Origin of the sequence: Vibrio sp. 1562, from assembly GCF_033340155.1 — a bacterium.
Classification (GTDB): Bacteria; Pseudomonadota; Gammaproteobacteria; order Enterobacterales; family Vibrionaceae; genus Vibrio; species Vibrio alginolyticus.
This window is the reverse complement of sequence record NZ_JAWOVY010000117.1, coordinates 1-1,067: the sequence shown is the minus strand read 5'-3', so window position 1 is coordinate 1,067 and position 1,067 is coordinate 1. Positions and strand designations below refer to the sequence as shown.

The 1,067-nt window shown below is 41.0% G+C and carries 1 protein-coding gene and 1 pseudogene; both read right to left on the bottom strand.

The annotated features are described in order from the left end of the window. A pseudogene (locus R7Z49_RS23585) lies at nt 1–109 on the bottom strand (capsular biosynthesis protein); the annotation flags it as partial. Continuing rightward, entirely contained in the window at nt 106–939 is an 834-nt protein-coding gene (locus tag R7Z49_RS23580; RefSeq protein ID WP_020838115.1) for a putative capsular polysaccharide synthesis family protein, read from the bottom strand. The gene R7Z49_RS23580 and the pseudogene R7Z49_RS23585, both read right to left, overlap by 4 nt. Nucleotides 940–1,067: the final 128 nt, after the last annotated feature.

Genomic DNA, 1,067 nt, shown 5'->3' with positions numbered 1-1,067 from the left:
CAAGCAAAAAGTGTTCATACGGTTCATGTCGAGATGAATGTACATAGCTGTACAGTGCGGTTTGAACACCACCACCAAAGGCTTCGGTAATATGAAGTACTTTTTTCATGCTGACTTTGTCCCTGGAGTTTTTAACCACTTGGTTTTGAAAGCTTCTCGTTCTTGCTGCGAGTAAATATGGCGATAAAGCGGTAAGTCATACATGTAAAACAACTTAGAAAAATCGTAATGCTGTTTAAAGTATTGGTGGATGTTGGAATACCATTTGTTCTTTGCTTCATTGCTGTTTTTCAGAACAAAGTTGTCGACATTTAGGAAGTCTCCAATCTCTTTGTCGAGGGAACTCAGTTGCTCGCACTTAATGAGAATGACGCTAGCTTTGTCATTGTTGAACGTGAAAAATGGTTGAGTGTTATCGATCTCTTGGCGCATGACATCGATGCTGAAGTTACGTTTTAGCTCGTTATCGAACCAATCTGCGAAGTAGTTCAGGTTGATGTAGTTATCAAAGCAATGCTCGAGATGCTTGTAGGTCACTTCCATATCGCGGTGGATGGCATCGTTCTTTTTGCCTTCGATAAATTGCAGGTGCAAATCTTGGAAAAAACGGGAGAAAACGGTCGCAATCGGGTCACGGATTAATGTAACGATCTTGATTTGCTCGCGCTTTTGCAAAATGCGCTTGCGTTGATTCAGAACCAAGCGGTACATCGCGCGATTTTTAAAATCGAAGAATTTACTCACATCCTTTTTGTTGTGGTACATGTGAAATTCTTCATGATCGTCAAACGTGTGGATGTGATAGCTCGGAATATTACGCGCTTCCAAAGTATGCTCGATAGACGATGAGCCCACTTTCCCCATTTGATACACCAAGATGAAGTTATCAGCCCGAAGTTCTCGGTTCTTTTCAAATTGTCGAGCGATAGAGTATTTCATTGATCAAATCCTTGATTATTAAAATTCGTGACTTTTATTGACTGGCAGCGAATGGATGACTGTCTGAGGTTCTGGTGTTCGTTTTCGACTGATCATAACTGGCAACAAAAGTATCAAAATGATGGTGG

Excerpts from the sequence above, each read along its gene's own strand:
- R7Z49_RS23580 (WP_020838115.1), bottom strand. The coding sequence starts at position 939 with ATGAAATACTCTATCGCTCGACAATTTGAAAAGAACCGAGAACTTCGG.